Annotated in this window: 15 protein-coding genes and 4 pseudogenes; 10 read left to right on the top strand and 9 right to left on the bottom strand. The window is 68.0% G+C overall.

The features are described from left to right. Positions 1-34: 34 nt before the first annotated feature. Positions 35-387, top strand: a pseudogene (locus tag OG734_RS47960) (transposase); the annotation flags it as partial. On the opposite strand, the gene OG734_RS17850 reads toward OG734_RS47960, so the two are convergent. Beyond that, a complete protein-coding gene (locus OG734_RS17850) occupies positions 273-560 on the bottom strand; it encodes a tetratricopeptide repeat protein (protein WP_330288492.1) in 288 nt (95 codons plus the stop codon). The pseudogene OG734_RS47960 and the gene OG734_RS17850 overlap by 115 nt on opposite strands. 158 nt (positions 561-718) lie before the next feature. Here OG734_RS17850 and OG734_RS17845 point away from each other — a divergent pair, with 158 nt between their 5' ends. Next, entirely contained in the window at positions 719-1,654 is a 936-nt protein-coding gene (locus OG734_RS17845) for a dihydropteroate synthase (protein WP_330288491.1), read from the top strand. A gap of 19 nt (positions 1,655-1,673) precedes the next feature. Here OG734_RS17845 and OG734_RS17840 read toward each other — a convergent pair whose 3' ends face one another. Both OG734_RS17840 and OG734_RS17835 read right to left on the bottom strand, forming a co-directional pair. Then, positions 1,674-1,886 (bottom strand): DUF397 domain-containing protein, encoded by a 213-nt coding sequence (locus OG734_RS17840; protein WP_330288490.1) that lies wholly within the window; start codon positions 1,884-1,886, stop codon positions 1,674-1,676. Beyond that, complete coding sequence (locus OG734_RS17835; protein ID WP_330288489.1) at positions 1,883-2,755, bottom strand: helix-turn-helix domain-containing protein; 873 nt, start codon at positions 2,753-2,755, stop codon at positions 1,883-1,885. The genes OG734_RS17840 and OG734_RS17835 overlap by 4 nt, the downstream gene beginning before the upstream one ends. Before the next feature lie 249 nt (positions 2,756-3,004). Between OG734_RS17835 and OG734_RS17830 the strand changes: the two genes are divergently transcribed. The 3 genes from OG734_RS17830 to OG734_RS17820 are packed head-to-tail and all read left to right on the top strand — an operon-like array spanning position 3,005 to position 3,827. Beyond that, on the top strand, positions 3,005-3,436 hold the full coding sequence (locus tag OG734_RS17830) for a hypothetical protein (RefSeq protein WP_330288488.1): 432 nt from the start codon (positions 3,005-3,007) through the stop codon (positions 3,434-3,436). Next, positions 3,433-3,633 carry a hypothetical protein gene (locus tag OG734_RS17825; protein ID WP_330288487.1) on the top strand — a complete coding sequence of 67 codons (201 nt, stop codon included), beginning with the start codon at positions 3,433-3,435 and terminating at the stop codon, positions 3,631-3,633. The genes OG734_RS17830 and OG734_RS17825 overlap by 4 nt, the downstream gene beginning before the upstream one ends. Then, positions 3,630-3,827: a hypothetical protein gene (locus tag OG734_RS17820; RefSeq protein WP_330288486.1), complete on the top strand. Its 198-nt coding sequence runs from the start codon at positions 3,630-3,632 to the stop codon at positions 3,825-3,827. Before OG734_RS17825 ends, OG734_RS17820 begins: the two co-directional genes overlap by 4 nt. 271 nt (positions 3,828-4,098) lie before the next feature. Here OG734_RS17820 and OG734_RS17815 read toward each other — a convergent pair whose 3' ends face one another. Further along, positions 4,099-5,133, bottom strand: a complete 1,035-nt coding sequence (locus tag OG734_RS17815) for an SGNH/GDSL hydrolase family protein (protein ID WP_330288485.1) — start codon at positions 5,131-5,133, stop codon at positions 4,099-4,101. 151 nt (positions 5,134-5,284) lie between these two features. On the opposite strand from OG734_RS17815, the gene OG734_RS17810 reads away from it, so the two are divergent. Together OG734_RS17810 and OG734_RS17805 are read left to right on the top strand one after the other, a co-directional pair. Beyond that, complete coding sequence (locus OG734_RS17810) at positions 5,285-6,673, top strand: cystathionine beta-synthase (protein WP_330288484.1); 1,389 nt, start codon at positions 5,285-5,287, stop codon at positions 6,671-6,673. A gap of 42 nt (positions 6,674-6,715) precedes the next feature. Next, positions 6,716-6,865, top strand: a complete 150-nt coding sequence (locus tag OG734_RS17805; RefSeq protein ID WP_330288483.1) for a hypothetical protein — start codon at positions 6,716-6,718, stop codon at positions 6,863-6,865. Between the two features lie 454 nt (positions 6,866-7,319). Here the strand turns inward: OG734_RS17805 and OG734_RS17800 are convergent, their stop codons facing one another. Beyond that, positions 7,320-8,969, bottom strand: a complete 1,650-nt coding sequence (locus OG734_RS17800) for a recombinase family protein (RefSeq protein ID WP_330288482.1) — start codon at positions 8,967-8,969, stop codon at positions 7,320-7,322. A gap of 66 nt (positions 8,970-9,035) precedes the next feature. Between OG734_RS17800 and OG734_RS17795 the strand changes: the two are divergent. Then, positions 9,036-9,506: pseudogene (locus OG734_RS17795) on the top strand (CBS domain-containing protein); the annotation flags it as partial. A gap of 426 nt (positions 9,507-9,932) precedes the next feature. Here OG734_RS17795 and OG734_RS17790 read toward each other — a convergent pair. Beyond that, complete coding sequence (locus OG734_RS17790) at positions 9,933-10,382, bottom strand: hypothetical protein (RefSeq protein ID WP_330288481.1); 450 nt, start codon at positions 10,380-10,382, stop codon at positions 9,933-9,935. Between the two features lie 89 nt (positions 10,383-10,471). Between OG734_RS17790 and OG734_RS17785 the strand changes: the two are divergent. Together OG734_RS17785 and OG734_RS17780 are read left to right on the top strand one after the other, a co-directional pair. Beyond that, a pseudogene (locus OG734_RS17785) lies at positions 10,472-10,594 on the top strand (hypothetical protein); the annotation flags it as partial. Beyond that, positions 10,558-10,764, top strand: a pseudogene (locus tag OG734_RS17780) (alpha-L-arabinofuranosidase); the annotation flags it as partial. The pseudogenes OG734_RS17785 and OG734_RS17780, both read left to right, overlap by 37 nt. Before the next feature lie 18 nt (positions 10,765-10,782). Here OG734_RS17780 and OG734_RS17775 read toward each other — a convergent pair. The 3 genes from OG734_RS17775 to OG734_RS17765 form a co-directional block, all read right to left on the bottom strand. Then, positions 10,783-11,250: a MarR family winged helix-turn-helix transcriptional regulator gene (locus OG734_RS17775; RefSeq protein ID WP_330288480.1), complete on the bottom strand. Its 468-nt coding sequence runs from the start codon at positions 11,248-11,250 to the stop codon at positions 10,783-10,785. 661 nt (positions 11,251-11,911) lie between these two features. Then, on the bottom strand, positions 11,912-13,348 hold the full coding sequence (locus tag OG734_RS17770; RefSeq protein WP_330288479.1) for an aldehyde dehydrogenase family protein: 1,437 nt from the start codon (positions 13,346-13,348) through the stop codon (positions 11,912-11,914). Next, positions 13,345-14,877, bottom strand: coding sequence for a GMC family oxidoreductase (locus OG734_RS17765; protein WP_330288478.1), 1,533 nt, complete (start codon positions 14,875-14,877; stop codon positions 13,345-13,347). Before OG734_RS17765 ends, OG734_RS17770 begins: the two co-directional genes overlap by 4 nt. Positions 14,878-14,979 lie beyond the last annotated feature (102 nt).

Below are 14,979 nucleotides of genomic sequence, written 5' to 3'. Positions count from 1 at the left end.
GTGTCTCTTTGATGGGCTGGTCAGCTGATCGGATGTGTCTGTCCGGCTGTTGATCACTGATGCGATGCGATGCGGGACCGGATCGAGCCGCTGATGCCGGCCGATCCGGTCCGTGGACGACGGCGGGCCGATCACCGCCGGACGTTGGAGGCCATCGCGTGGAAATACCGCACCTGCTCGCCCTGGCGAGACCTGCCTGACGAACTCGGGTCCTTCCAGACCGCGCACAAAGCGCCTGCTCCGTCGGCTCGTCGGCCGCTAGGGCGGCGTCGTCAACCTAGACGGTTGACCAGAGCGAATGCGTCCAGGGTCTTGGGGTGGGTCTTGCCCAGTCGGGTGTGCATGATCTGTGCACCCCGGCGCGCGAGGTCCACTGCCGTCGGGTCGTTCAACGTGTGCAGGACTTGGGCCTTGAACAGCAGTACGTACCCGATGTACAGGTGGTCCGGTGCGTACCTGGCCTCGCGGATCCGCAGCGCCCGCGAGATCAGCGGCACGGCCGTGGCGTAGTCGCCGAGGTCGACGTGAACGTTCGCCAGTGCAATCAGGTCAAAGCTCACGTAGGGGTCGTCCGGCCCGTACGCCGCCTCGTCGATATGACCGCCGGCACGCTGGACTCGTGCAGGCGCAGCGCGCGTTCCGCCAGCGGGCGTGCCCTCTCCGACGCGCCGAGGTCCCGGTGGATCTGCGCAAAGTATCTAGTTGAGAGTGAGGTCGGATGATTTCCCTTACCGATTTGATAGATCTGGCGCGGCGATTTGAGGACGATCTTTCCCTACCTGTCGACCCGCTTCGCGTGGGGGATCGAGAAATCGATGTCGACACCACCCCCGCCATCATGGGATGCGTCAATCTTTCTCAAGACTCCACCTATCGGGAGAGCATTGCGACCTCAACCCACTCCGCTATCCGGAAAGGGCGTATTCTCGCTGCGCAAGGAGCCGATATCGTCGATGTCGGCGCCGAGTCAAGCAACCCCCATACTGTGCAGGTCACTGCACAAGAACAGATCTCCGCCTTGGTGCCAGTCGTGAAGGGGCTTACTTCGGAAGGTATCGCCGTTTCGATCGAGACCTATGAGCCTGCCGTTGCCCGATCGTGCCTGGAAGCGGGGGCGCTCCTGCTGAATTACTCCGGAGGGTTGGCATCAGACGGTGAAATATTCCCTATGCTGGCCGACCATCAGGCGACAGTTATTCTTTGCTATGTCGAAGGGCAGAACTCTCGGGATGTGAGCGCCAAGGGCATCGACCAAGACCCCATTCCTAGGATGCTTGACTACTTTGAGAGGCGCGTGGATCACGCTCGCTCAGTTGGGGTCGATCGAATCGTCATTGACCCCGGAATTGGCTTCTCTCACGAGAGATCTGTAGCCGCCAATATTCGCACTCACTATCAGGGGCGGGCCCTCCTGAATACATTCAGGCTTCGACGGATAGGGATTCCAATCTGCCACGCCTTGCCTCACGCCTTCGGTCTATTCGAAGATGAGTTCCGCACCGCCGAAGGCTTCTTTACGGTTTTGGCGCATCTCGGAGGAACAGGTATCTACCGCACTCACGAAGTGCCTCAGATCAGGGCGATATTGACTGCTCTCCGGGCACTCGGCCCTCAAGCCTTCGGTCTGGACAAGACCGAGCCGACCACTCACTGAGCTCCTTCAGACTGTGCGGTCAGCGCTTGATGTGTTCCACGAAGGTGCCCCAAGCCGCTTCTGAAGCGACCAGGATCGGCCCGTGAGGGGTCTTGCTGTCGCGGACGGGGACAACGCCGGGGAGGTCGTTGGAGATCTCTATGCAGTTGCCGCCGTTGTTGCTGTAGGAGGACTTGACCCAGTCCATGCCCTCCGGAAGGGGTGCCGTGTTCGTGGCTGGCTGTGTGTTCATTCTGTGATCTCTCGCGCTAGCTGGTTCAGGATCTTCGGTGTGTCGCGTGGGGGAAGGGCGTTCGACGCCATGACGTCGAACATCCGGGAGAACCGACCGACTTCGCGGGGCTTGTCAGTGACGGCGACGGTGCGCATCGCGGTGTCGCTCTGGATGGTCGTCGGCAGCCCGTCGCCGAGGATCATGATGTTCACGTCGTGGAATGCCACGTAGCCCCGCTCTCCCTGGGGGAGCACCTGGATGGTGACGTTCTCCAGGGCGGCCAGCTTGCCCAGTTCGTCGTACTGCTCCCGCATCACATCGGCGCTGCCGACGGGATACCGCAGGGCCGGTTCGTTGAGAACGACCCAGAGCTTCACGGGGTCGTCCTCGCGGGTCAGCGCCTCCTTCCGCTTCATCCGCAGACGCACGCTCTGCTCCATGAACTCGGACGTGGTCTCGTCAATGAGCTTGTGCAGTTCGTGTACGGCACGTGCGTACAGCTCGGCCTGAAGCAGGCCCGGGACGACGGTCGGGTGGAAGGCGCGGATTTCCCGGGCCGCGGCCTCGATGCCGAGGAAGCGGGGCATGCCGGAGAGCATGTTCGTGCTGCCGTCCGACCACCATTCCCGGCTGGACGCCTCGCGCTGGAGGGCGACGAGCCGGTCCATCTGGTCGTCGTCGGTGATGCCGTAGCGCTCCAGCAGTTCCCGCAGGTGGCCGGCCTGCCGGAAGGACTTCCAGCCGGTCTCGACGCGTTGGAGGGTGCTCTCGTCGACGCTCAGGCCGTCGACGGCTTGAGCGATGGTGAGCCCGGCTTCCTTGCGCAACTGCCGTAGTTCATGGCCGAGTCCGATCCGCCTGGCGGTTGGCTGAGGTCTTGCCGCCATGTGCTCCCCGATCCCGCGCATGTGCGCGCGTTGCGTGCGATGTGTTCAGCCTTGCATCCGTCGCTTGCACTGCGGAAGCCATGCGCATGCGTTGGCATGTGCCATTTCTTCCACCAAGGCTGATTCCTGGCAGATTCTATTGCGGATGCCAGATGCCAGGGAGGACGGTGAGCACGAGACAAGAAGACCCCGGCGAGTCGGTCAGGACCCCCGGGGCGTGGCTCGCCAACTGAAGTGGAGTTGATGAACATGGCCGAGCGTAGCGCTGCGGCGCTGCACTGGGTGGTGGTGACCCTGGTTCTCTGGGGTCTCACCCGCCTGATCCCACCGACCGGCACCCGCCGGAAACCCTCGACGGCAACACGCGCCGTCGTGACCAGCAAGAACGCAGGGGATCCTCGCGCTCCAGCGGAATGCGCGCCTGCTGTGCGCCGGTCGCCGTACAGCACCGACCGGGCACCCCTCGACGGTTCCGCGTCCCGGCTGTCACGGCCGTACCTACCCGCTCTCATGGACTCTGTCGCGGCGCCCCGTGCGGCCCGGGTGCGTCCCTATTGGGCGGCGCGTGAGCGGGCGGTGCGGTTGCGCCGCCTGGCGATCACCGTGCTGGCCGTGGACTTCGGCATCAGCGGCGACACCCGGAACATCCACGCCGAGCTGAGCGCGGTGAGGGCCCGATGACCAGCGCCAGGGGCACCAGGGTCCAAGCCGCTGTACCGCAGGCCGAGTTGCCGATGTTGCGGGCCTACCGGCACTGGTTCGAGCACGCACGCAAGTGCGCCGACTGCAAGCGCGTCAGCCGAGTACAGGACGGGTGTGAGAACGGACAAGGACTGTGGGACGACTACCGCCGGGCGTACGACGGAGGTGCCGGATGACCACCATCCCGACCACCGCGTGCGGGACCGTTCGCGCCTCGCTCTTCTACCGGGCGCCGATCTTCAGCGAGAGCGGAGCCTGCATCCTCCCCAAAGGACACGAGGGAGACCACAAGGACGCCAGGGGCGCACGCTGGTACGTGATTCCACTGGTCGGAGGGACGGACCTCGACCGGGACAGGGGGAGGCGATGACCCAACCCCACGACCCGATCTGGACAACCGAACCTTTGTTCCGGTCCCCCGCTGCGTCCTGGGCCAGCACCCCGGGTGCCAGGACTCCGAACCCCGCGACACCGGCGTACCCGGCGTCCACTACCTCGTGTGCACCTGCACCTGCCACCATCCGGCCCCGATTCCCGCCCCGGCCAGGGGAGTCCGCCCCTGACGCCAAGGTCCGGCCCTCCGCGACATGTCACGGAGGGCCGGTTCTGGCGATTCCCCCTCCGGCACGCCCTCGCCGGGATCAGCCGCTCGACACTCCCCCCGGCGTAGGCGCCGGGTCCGTCGCCGGTACCCGCCTGCGCCGCCTGCGTTTGAGGAGTGCCCAGGGTCCCCTGGGCCCCGTGGGCATCGCGGCCGTGACCTCCGTGCCTGGCTCCGACACCGCCGCTGCCGCCGCACGCGCCACCGGCAGGAAGCCCTCGCGGCGGGACACGTCCGGGCGCTCCTCCTCCGCAGGCCACAGGCCCAGGGCCGCGCACACCGTGGGGAGTACCGCCATCGCCGCCGTCGCGTAGCCCTCCGCGGAGGGGTGGTAGTTGTCCGGGCCGAACAGTTCGCGCGGGTTCGCCTCGAACTCGGGGCCGAGCAGGTCGCCCAGCGACACCGTGCGGCCCCCCTGTTCCACGACCCCGATCGTCTGGGCCGCCGCCAGATGCCGGGACGCCCGGCGGGCCAGCCAGCGCAGCGGCTGCTGGACCTGCTCGACGGTGCCCAGGTCGGGACAGGTGCCCACGACCACTTCCGCACCCGCCGTACGCAGCCTGCGTACCGCCGAGGAAAGGTGGCGGACCGAGCGCGTCGGGGGCATCCGGTGGGTGACGTCGTTCGCGCCGACCATGATCACGCAGATGTCCGGGATCCACTCGGACGCCGAGACGGTCAGCCCCACCTGGCGGTCCAGGTCGTCGGACTGGGCGCCGGGCAGCGCCACGTTGCGCAGTTCCACCGGGCGTTCCGCGACCGCCGAGAGACCGGACGCGAGCAGGGCGCCCGGGGTCTGGCGGGCCCGGTGGACGCCCTGGCCCGCTGCCGTGGAGTCGCCCAGCAGGACGAGTCTGAGCGGGGGCTCACCGGGCGTCGCGTACACGCGTCCGTACAGGCCGTCCGCACTCGGCGGGTGCGGACTGCCGCCGTTGCCCACCTGGCGTTTCGCCATCCGTACCTCGGCCAGCACCAGTCCCACGGCCGCCGCGCTCATCAGGCCGATCCCGCCACCGCCGTACGCAGCGCCGGCCGCGATCCGCCGGGCCACCCTTGCCCTGGACATGCTCGTCATGCGTCGCCGCCACCTCCTCGTAGCCGTACAACCACTCCTTGCCCCGTACCGACCGTCCGCCAATCGTTACGTGAGGTGAATGCCGAGGGGGAGCCTTAGGCTGGGCCGCACCAATGACAACCACTTTTATGTGCGGCAACCGGAGACAACGGTGCAATTCCACGACTCGATGATCAGCCTCGTCGGCAACACCCCGCTGCTGAGGCTCAACAGTGTGACCGCGGGCATCCAGGCGACCGTCCTCGCGAAGGTCGAGTACTTCAACCCCGGCGGCTCCGTGAAGGACCGCATCGCCCTGCGCATGATCGAGGCGGCGGAGGAGAGCGGCGAGCTCCGGCCCGGCGGCACGATCGTTGAGCCGACCAGCGGAAACACCGGGGTCGGGCTGGCCATCGTGGCTCAGCAGAAGGGCTACAAGTGCATCTTCGTCTGCCCCGACAAGGTCTCCACCGACAAGATCAACGTGATGCGTGCGTACGGCGCCGACGTGGTGGTCTGCCCCACCGCTGTTGACCCAGAGCACCCGGACTCGTACTACAACGTGTCCGACCGGCTGGTGCGCGAGACGCCGGGCGCCTGGAAGCCCGACCAGTACTCCAACCCCCACAACCCCCTCTCGCACTATCACTCCACCGGCCCCGAGCTGTGGGAGCAGACCGAGGGGCGGATCACCCACTTCGTGGCCGGAGTGGGGACCGGGGGAACGATTTCCGGGACCGGGCGCTATCTGAAGGACGCCAGTGACGGGCGCGTCCAGGTCGTCGGGGCCGACCCGGAAGGGTCCGTGTACTCCGGGGGGTCCGGACGGCCGTACCTCGTCGAAGGGGTGGGGGAGGACTTCTGGCCCACCGCCTACGACCGGACCGTCGCCGACGAGATCATCGCCGTGTCCGACAAGGACTCCTTCCAGATGACCCGGCGGCTCGCCAAGGAGGAGGGCCTGCTGGTGGGCGGCTCCTGCGGAATGGCTGTCGTCGCCGCACTGCGGGTCGCGGAGCGGCTCGGACCGGACGATGTCGTCGTCGTGCTGCTGCCCGACAGCGGGCGCGGGTACCTCAGCAAGATCTTCAACGACGAGTGGATCGGTCAACATGGGTTCAGCGAAGCCACGGCAACGGAGTCGACCGCAGGAGACGTGCTGAAGCAGAAGGAGGGAGGCGGCATCCCGAACTTCGTACACATGCACCCCACCGAGACCGTTGGGGCCGCAGTCGAGGTACTGAGGGAGTTCGGGGTATCGCAGATGCCGGTAGTGGCCAAGGGAGCTGGGCATCCCGATGTGATGGCCCCCGAAGTGATCGGGGCCGTGGACGAACGAGTGCTCTTGCATGCACTGTTCGCCGATCGCGCCGGGTCGGGAGACCCGATCGAGAAGCACATGAGCCCGCCACTGCCGGTTGTCGGATCGGGAGAACCGGTAGCACGGATGATGTCCGTGTTGGAAGGACGGGACGCGGCGGTGGTCCTGGTGGACGGCAAGCCCACCGGAGTGATCACCCGCCAAGACCTGTTGGCCTTCCTTTCCGACTCCACCGGCTGACAGCACGTCCCCTGCGGGACAAGACCTGTGCGGAGGAGAACCATGGCTAAGAAGATCGAGACCTACCCGACCGTGGACGGGTGGGTTTCCAAGCAGCTCGAAACGCTGCTTCCGTCCATCGACCAGGACACCTGGGCAGAACTGTGGACCGTCCTGAACCCGGACAGCAGCCACCAGGCCGAAGCAGCCTGACTCCTCCGCCTCAGCTAGACGCCCCCGGCCATCGGCCGGGGGCGCTGTGCTGTCTACGGCGCGAAGCGCCCGCGAGGGTCCGGAACCGTGCACAGGGGGCCTGTAGCGCGTGCAGACACACAGCGGTCCCGATCGCCTCGGGGGAGACGCGACCGGGACCTTCCAGCGCACAGCGTTCGGGGTAGGGGCTGGCAGGCCGCCTCCGAAAGGTGTTTCGAGGGACCACGAGTTCCGGACATGCGAGGCCTGGTCGCCGGTCACGTGGTCCTGCCGTACTGGACCGCGAAGCAGGCCACGCTGTCCCTGGCCCCAGTGCGGGATGCCGGGGGCCTGTTGCGAGGAGGCTAAGAGTTGAGCACCTTTGAGCCGATTAGCGTTGACGACTGGGTGACGTGGGAGGTGGGCAACATCCTGCCTCTGCCCGAGGATGCTAACCGAGAACTGCGAGCGATCCTCAGTCTTGCTGAGCACTCGACCTACGAGGGATGACCTTGATCAGGTTGGCGTCGAACGGTGCCCTCTTGGACCGCCCCTCGGGGAAGGGCATGATGATTGCCGCGTGCATGATCCGGCCGATAGCCATGCGCTTCTGAGTCAAGTCCATCCCAGCCCACTTCGACCGGTCCCAACCGGAGAAGGTGTTGTTCGCGGCCTCGATCGCCGCGTGCTCCCTGCGGTCCTCTTCCAGGGCCTCAATCTGCTCTTCGAGCTGCGGCGTCAGCCGGTAGAACTGGTCGTCCGACACAGCTCCCTCCAGCCACTTGGATTCGAGGGAGTCTTTCTTCGTTTTCAGGACCGTCAGCTTCTCTTCGCCCTCCCACGGAGTCGACTTCGTCTCTGCGTGCTTGAACTCCGCTTCGAGGGCCCGAATCACCAGCTCTCCAAGGAACTCATCAACCTTCTGCAAGCTGCGGGCCGTCTTTCCGCAATCCAAGCTCACGCACTGATAGACGCAGTTATCCGGGTTGCTCGCCGTCGGCCGGCGCACCCCTCCCATCTTGGCGTTGCAGATGCCCTTACCGTCCCTGCGCGTAGCACCACACCGCAGGAAGCCGCTGAAGAGGTACTTGCGTGCGCGGGACTCGGGGGCACCAGGAACCTTGCCTCCGCCGTTGGTCAGGCGCATGCCCCGCTGTGCTCCGCGCCGCTTTGACAGGTCGCGGATCGCTTCCCACTCTTCAACGGTGGCGATCGTCTCCCACTTGCCCATGACCGGCTCACCCGTCTTGGTGTCCTTGACGATCTCGCCCTTCACCTGGCGCATGCCGCAGATCACGGGATTGACGAGGAGCTGGCGGACCGTTTCCCCCGACCAGGGCTTCCCGGATGCTCCGACCGAGCCCAGCTCGTTGAGGTCTCGGGCGATCGTCTTCCAGGCCCGGCCTTCGAGAGCCCAGTCGATCATCTTGCGAACGTAGGGGGCCTCGTCGGGGTCGAGGGCCATGTTCGTGGCTCGGCCCTCCCTGAGGTCCTGGGCGAGCCAGCCGAAGCGGCGTCGGCCGCCGGGAGTGGTGCCGTCCTGGGCACGCCTGCGCATGTTGCGCAGGATGCGTTCCTTCGTCTTGGAGACCTCGCCCTCGGAGACGCCCGAGTTGACGAGTCCGACGATGTTGCCCCCAACGCTGTGGATGTCGTAGGGCTTGCCTCGCTCGACAAAGAAGCCGTCCGGCTCGGAGATCACGGCGCGGCGGAAGCGGATGTAGTCCTCGGGCAGTCGCCAGACTCGCTCGTACTCGGTGGCGACGATGGCTCGGACGGGGTAGCCCTCGGGGACCTTCCGGTGGAGCATGGCTCGGGTCATCTCGCGAAAGCTGGGACGAACGATGTCTGGGTCAGCCGCGGTGATGTTGTTGTCCTCGTAGAAGCGGACGATGGCGATGCCGTGCTCTGCCGCTACCTCGTCGTTGCCCTCGTGCTGGTGCCGGATACCGACACCCTTCTCTCTCGTCTTGGCCTTCGTGCTGGACCTGACGGCCTGGTCGCCGCTGATCCGGGCGTAGTCGATGCCGGGTATCCGGTCCCCTAGCCACTGCTCGAAGGTCTGTCCCTCGGACAGGGCTTTGACCAGGTCAGGGTTCAGATAGCTGCGCGAGGTGCCAGCCAAGGCGTAGTCCCCCTACTAGTTGTTTCGAGGATCGTAACAGCAATCTGCATGTTTGCCGATTGACTGGACGAGTGGATGGCGGACTACGGCTTCCTGGAGGACACCGGCCCCTCCGCCCGCGTCGCCGACGTCCTCGACGACAAGGCGCACGGTCACATCCCCTCCCTCGTCCATATGCACCCGGACGAGACCGTCGGTCAGGCCATCGAGGTGCTGCGTGAGTACGGCGTCTCCCAGATGCCGATCGTGAAGCCCGGCGCCGGACACCCGGACGTCATGGCGGCGGAGGTCGTCGGGTCGGTCGTCGAACGTGAACTGCTCGACGCGCTGTTCACCCAGCGGGCCTCGCTCGACGACCCGCTGGAGAAGCACATGTCGGCGCCGCTGCCCCAGGTCGGCTCCGGCGAACCGGTCGGCGACCTGATGTCCGTACTGGGCGCCCACGACGCGGCGATCGTGCTCGTCGAGGGCAAGCCGACCGGAGTCGTCAGCCGGCAGGACCTGCTGGCCTTCCTGGCCAAGGGCGGCAAGCAGTAGCGAACATCCGGTGAACGGGGCGTTTCGGAGGGGAACTTGCGGTGTGCGCCGCGATGTCCCGTTCCGAATCCTTTCGGACGGGGACTTCGTGGAAGTGGTACGAGGGCGTCACGTCCGCGCAGCACACGCTTAACACGGGTCCGGCACATTAGGGGTGTCGGCAAGGGCGGGAGCGGCTCCCCGCCCAGGCCGACACCAAAACGGCGTCACGGACCTCCGGAGCGGCTCCCGGACCTCCACCGACGCCCAGGACGCGCCAGCCCGGCCCTGACCCGGCCCGCGTCCCTCGCGGGGACCGCCGTCGTCCCGCCCTCCCGGCAACGGGGGGTGCGGCGGTCCCCGCGAAAGCTTTTTCTGCCCGGCCTACGGTGCCGACTTCCCTACATGTGCGGTGACTCCTGGACGTCAGTCCTCAGTCCTCAGTGCTCAGTTCTCCCAGTCGTCGCTGTCCTGGCCGCCCCTGCGGTGGTGCCGGCCGAAGAGCCATGCCGAACTGCGGGCCGCCTGGAATCCGTTGACGCCCACGATGCCGCCCCATGCGACCAGCAGGCCGGGGAGGCCCGAGATGCCGCCGCCGATGGCGGACAGGGGTATCGCCAGGACCAGCGACACGATGGCGAAGCCGAAGCGCTCGCCGAAGGTGTCGGTCGATTTCGGCGCACGTGAGTCCCGCGCCGTCACCATCTGCTGTTCGGCGAGCTGCCGCCGTACCCGGCGTTCCACCGAGCCGTCTATCCGCTGGTCGACCTTCTCCAGGAACGAGTCGACCAACGCCGACTCGTACTCGTCGCCCAGTTCCCTGCGGGCCTGCAGGGTGGCGCTGAGTTCCCTCTTGAGGTCGGCGTCGTGCGCGCCCGTGGCGTCCATACCGGTCATGCACACCACGGTAGGGAAACGGCATCCGACTGGCACTGGGGTTAGCCCCCCTGTTGCCGCTTGGCCCGGCTGCGCGGAAAGCGGCAAAGGTGATCATCTGGAACTGCTCCGGCGCGGCGAACCGGCAGTGGACGCTGAACGCCGACGGCAGCGTCAAGGGCGTCGCCTCGGGCCTGTGCCTCGACGTGGCCGCTTCACCCTCGACCCCGCCTTCGGCGTCGGTGCCGTCAACCCACGGATCTACGGCTCCTTCGTCGAGCACCTGGGCCGCTGCGTCTACGACGACATCCACGCGCCCGGCCGCCCCGACGCCGACGAGGCAGGTCTGCGGGAGGACGTACTCGCCCTCATCAGGGAGCTGGGCGTCACCACGGTCCGCTACGCGGTTACCGCGTCGCGCTCACGCGCGGTCCTCCTCCAGTCCTTCGAGGATGCGGTTCGAGATCTGGGCGAGCATGGCGAGCTCCGCCGGGCTGAGCGGGTCGATGAAAAGGCGGCGGACCCGCTCGACGTGGCGGGGGGCGGCGTCCGCGAGGGCCTCGCGGCCGGCGGGCGTGACGACGACGAACGCCACGCGCGCGTCATCGGCGCACTCCTCCCGGACGACCAGACCGCGCTTGGTCATCCGGTTGATGTGGTGGGACATCCGGCTCTTCTCCCATTCCACCGCCGTGGCGAGCTCCAGCAGGCGCAGTCGGCCCCCGGGTACCTCGGTGAGGTGGACGAGCACTCCGTAGTCGGCTTGGGACAGGCCGCACTCGGCCTGTACCTCGCGGGCCAGCCGGCCGAGGAGCTTGTCCTGCAGTCGTACGAAGCTGCGCCAGGCGTGCTGCTCCGACTCGGTGAGCCAGCGCGGTGTGTCGGTCATGCCGGTGAGTGTAGGTAGCTGGCTGTTGACGCGTCACCTGGATGTCGGTCGGTGCGGTGGCCGTGGAGAAGACGGTGTCCGGCCGCAGCTCATGGGGTGGCCTGCTCCGCCTGGTTCTGCGCTCACGGTCACCGAGCGTCGGGGCCGGTGCAGACAGGCGCCGGACTCCCTGCGGCGGCGGCTCGGACTCGAAGCGCGGCGCGCCCGCCCGGCGTCAGCGACCCAGACATCCGGCAAAGAAGGCCGCGGCACGCGCAACCGCGGTTTTCGACGCGGGCGAGTCGGTCGTCGCTGATCTTGCGCCCGTAGTCCGCGCAGACGGGGCGCAGTGCTTCGCGTGCCGCGGCTTCCCGTTTCGTCGCGGCGCCCTCGCCCTCGCCCTTCCCTGGCGGTCTGGCGGCCTGGCGAACGGCGCCAACGGGCGTCGCCGATCGCGTCCGGCAGCCGCTCGCGGTGGTCACGGCCGAAGCACCTGAACGCGGGCCCGGCCGGGGCCGTGCTCCCGCAGTGGCTCCAGCGCGGTCGCCGCGATCGGGATACAGCCGTCGTCGAGTGGAAGCCGTCTTCGCGGTCCCGACTGCCTTGCCGGTGCGGACGGGGGAGGCATCAGACTCGTGCGGTCCGAACCCGTGGGGCTGCCTGTCCGTGACGGGCGGGCACCTCAGGCGAGCGAGGTCCACACGCTCTTGACCTCCGTGTACGCGTCGATGGCGCCGCTGCCCATCTCCCGGCCCCAGCCGCTGGCCTTGAACCCGCCCCAGGGGGCGGAGGCGTCCACGGGGTTGGGCATGTTGATGAACACCGTGCCCGCGCGGATGGAGCCGGCCACGCGGTGCGCCGCGCCCACGTCGCGGGTCCATACGGCCGCCGCCAGGCCGTACTCGGTGTCGTTGGCGCGGGCGACGGCCTCGTCCTCGTCGTCGTACGGCAGGACCGACAGCACCGGGCCGAAGATCTCCTCGCGGGCGATGCGCATGTCGTCCCGTACACCCGTGAACACGGTCGGCTGGTAGAAGAAGCCCGGCAGGTCGTCGACCGGGGCCCCGCCGGCGAGCAGCTGGGCGCCTTCCTGGACGCCGCTGCGCACGAGCGCGTGGACGTGGTCACGGTGTTCGCCGGTGACCAGGGGGCCGAGCTCGGTGTCGGGCGCGCTGCCCGCGCCGAGTCGCATCCCGCTGACGGCCTTGGCGCAGCGCTCGGCGAACTCGTCGGCGAGGGAGCGGTGGACGAGGAACCTTGTGTACGCGGCGCATACCTGGCCGCTGTTGAGGAGCGCGCCCTGAAGACAGCCCGCCACGGCCGCGTCCAGGTCGGCGCCGGGCAGTACGAGGCTCGGCGCCTTGCCACCGAGTTCGAGCGTGACACGCTTGAGGTTGCCCGCGGAGGCCCGGACGATCTCCCTGCCGGTCTCGGTCGAACCGGTGAAGGAGACCTTGTCCACGCCGGGATGCTCGACGAGGGCCCGGCCGGCCTCGGGACCGCCGGTCAGCAGGTTGATGACGCCGTCCGGCACACCCGCCGTACGGCACAATTCGACGAGCCGCACCGTGGTCATCGGGGTCTGTTCCGCGGGTTTGACGATCACCGCGTTCCCGCAGGCGAGGGCCGGTGCGATCTTCCAACTCGCGATCATGAGCGGGAAGTTCCACGGGGTGATCAGCGCGCACACTCCCACCGGCTCGCGCTTGGTGTACTGCAGCACGCCGGGGATGGACACTGGCGCCGTCTCGCCGTAGATCTTGGTGACCCAGCCGGCGTAGTAGCGGAAGTGCTCGGCAGCCGCGGCGACGCTGACCGCCATGGAGATGCCGAGCGGCTGGCCCTGGTCGCGGGTCTCCAACTCGGCCAGTTCCTCGGCGTGTTCCTCGATGAGGTCGCCGATGCGCCACAGGATGCGGGCGCGCTGGGCCGGGGTGAGTCCCGCCCAGTCAGGGTTCTCGAGGGCGGCGCGGGCGGCCCGTACGGCCGCGTCGGCGTCCGCGGCCCCCGCCAGGGACACCTGGGCGTGGGGTTGCCCCGTCGCCGGGTCCAGGGTCTCGAACTCCGCTCCGGAGGCCGCGGCTTGCCACTCGCCACCGATGAAAAGGGTATTGGTCACAGCTGTGCTCCCAGGATGAGGTCGGCGCAGCGCTCGCCGATCATGACGGCAGGTGCGTGGGTGTTGCCGGAGGTGACGGAGGGCATGACGGAGGCGTCCGCGACGCGCAGCCCGGCCACGCCGTGGACGCGCAGTTGTGGATCGACGACCGCCGTACGGTCGATGCCCATACGGCAGGTGCCCACCTGGTGGTGATAGCTGAGGAGGGTCCGCTTGATGTACGCGGCGACTTCCGCGTCCGTACGCACATACGGTCCGGGTGCGACCTCGCGGGTCCGCCAGTCGCCCAGCGACTTCTCCTCGCCGATCTCCCGCACCTGCTGCACGGCCCGCACCATGGCCGTGAGGTCCGACGGCTCGGCGAAGTAGCCGGGGTCCAGGGCGGGAGCCTGGGTGGGGTCGGCCGAGCGCAGCCACAGGCGGCCACGGCTGAGCGGACGGATCGTCCCGGCGAGGACCGAGAAGCCGTGGCCCTCTTCGGGAACGTCCATGTCGGGCACCGGCAGTGGCAGGTGGGACATCAGCGGCTGCAGGTCCGGCACGGTCAGCGCCGGGTCGGACTTGGCGAAGTAGTGGGCCTCCAGTTTGTTGGCCGTGCCCTGCGGCACCGGCCGTGCCGACTCCCACACCACCGGAGCGAGGGTGTGGTCGTGCAGGTTCGCGCCCACTCCCGGCAGGTCCGCGGTCGCCCTGATCCCGAGGGCCCGCAGCTCGTCCGCCGGCCCGACACCGCTGAGCAGGAGCAGCTGGGCCGATCCGATGGTGCCGCCGGACAGGATCACGTCCCCTTCGCAGCGGACCTCAGTCGTACGGCCTTCGCGCAGCAGCTCGACGCCCCGCGCCCGGCCACCGTCCACCAGGACGCGCGTGACCGTCGCGCCGGTCATCACGGTCAGCAGCGCGCTGTCGAGTACCGGCTCCATGAAGGCGGTCCACGCGCTGACGCGCTTGCCGTCGCGGATGTTGCGGTGCAGCAGGTTCACACCGAGCTGGTCCTGGCCGTTGCAGTCGTCGTTGTACGGGATCCCGTAGTCCTGGCATGCCTCGATGAAGGCGGTGGTGACCGGGTTGGGGGAGTGGTTCCGGCTGACGGGCAGTGGGCCGCCGGCCCCGTGGTAGTGCGACGCGCCGTCCTCGAAGTCCTCCGAGCGTTTGAAGTACGGCAGCACCTCGTCGTACGACCAGCCCGCGGCTCCCTGGTAGGCCCAGCTGTCGTAGTCGGCCCGGTTGCCGCGGACGTAGATCATGCCGTTCAGGGCGCTGGACCCGCCGAGGACCTTGCCGCGCGGCCAGAACACCTGGGTGCCGGAGGCGTGCCGCTGGGGTTCGGTGGTGTACGCGTGGTCCTGCGGGGAGTTCCACAGTTCCCACAGGCGCCCCGGGTCATGGATGGCCGGGTTGTCGTCCCGGTCGCCCATCTCGATCAGCAGGACGGTCCGGCCGGCGTCCACGAGTCTGCGGGTGAGGGCACAGCCCGCGGACCCGGCGCCCACCACGATGTGGTCGTAAACGGTGTGTGTTGTTCGCATGACGGGAGGGTCACAGACGTACGGGGTACCGGCTTGTGCGGCGGTGCACCGCGTCTTGTGGAGGCGGGCACGAACGGCTGAGTGCGGGTCGTGACCTGTCCT

This window comes from Streptomyces sp. NBC_00576 (genome assembly GCF_036345175.1).
GTDB lineage: Bacteria > Actinomycetota > Actinomycetes > Streptomycetales > Streptomycetaceae > Streptomyces.
The sequence above is the reverse complement of the archived record's forward strand: the minus strand, read 5'-3'. Positions and strand labels throughout refer to the sequence as shown.